Source organism: Mesorhizobium sp. M7A.F.Ca.CA.004.12.1.1 (genome assembly GCF_003997835.1).
Classification (GTDB): Bacteria; Pseudomonadota; Alphaproteobacteria; order Rhizobiales; family Rhizobiaceae; genus Mesorhizobium.
Genome location: NZ_RZRK01001319.1, coordinates 1 through 931, shown reverse-complemented (window position 1 = coordinate 931; position 931 = coordinate 1). Strand labels below are relative to the sequence as shown.

The 931-nt window shown below is 65.8% G+C and carries 1 protein-coding gene; it reads right to left on the bottom strand.

Annotation, left to right across the window (positions count from 1 at the left end; all coding sequences use genetic code 11):
• Positions 1-931: helicase-related protein (locus EN984_RS36095; protein ID WP_127384428.1), on the bottom strand; the 931-nt coding region annotated here is incomplete at both ends.

Below are 931 nucleotides of genomic sequence, written 5' to 3'. Positions count from 1 at the left end.
AATTCGCCTTCGCCGCGCAGCTTCAGGTCTTCTTCGGCGATCAGGAACCCGTCCTCGGTCTCGCGCATCACCGACAGCCGGCGTTTTGCGGTCTCGCCGAGCGGGTCCTTGTAGAGCAGCACGCAGGAGGAGGGCTTGTCGCCACGCCCGACCCGGCCGCGCAGTTGGTGCAGCTGGGCCAGGCCGAAGCGCTCGGCGTGCTCGATGACCATGACGGTGGCGTCCGGCACGTCGACGCCGACCTCAATGACGGTGGTGGCGATCAGGATGCGTGTCTCGCCCTGCTTGAAGGCACGCATCGCCTCGTCCTTCTCGGCACCCTTCATGCGGCCGTGAACGAGCCCGATACGTTCGCCGAACAATGGTTTCAGCGAGGCGAAGCGGTCCTCGGCCGACATCAGCTTGATTTCTTCGGATTCCTCGACCAGCGGACAGATCCAGTAGATCTTCTGGCCGCCGGCGACGGCGTCCACCATGCGGTCGACCAGTTCGTCGAGCCGCTCGAGCGGCAGTGTAACGGTACGGATCGGCTGGCGGCCGGCCGGTTTTTCCGTCAGTTTCGACACGTCCATGTCGCCGAAAGCGGTCAGCACCAGCGTGCGGGGGATGGGAGTGGCCGTCATCACCAGCATGTCGGGCGCGTCGCCCTTGGCGGTGATGGCAAGCCGCTGATGGACGCCGAAACGGTGCTGCTCGTCGATCACGGCGAAGACCAGGTCGTGGAACATGACCGTCTCCTGGAACAGCGCATGGGTGCCGACCACGATGTCGATCTCGCCGCTTGCCAGGCCGGCCAGCGTATCCGCGCGTTCGCGGCCCTTTTCGCGGCCGGTGAGGATGGCAATGCGCAGCCCGACCTTGGCGGCAAGCGGCGTGATGGTCGCCAGATGCTGGCGCGCCAGGATTTCGGTCGGCGCCATCAGTGCTGCCT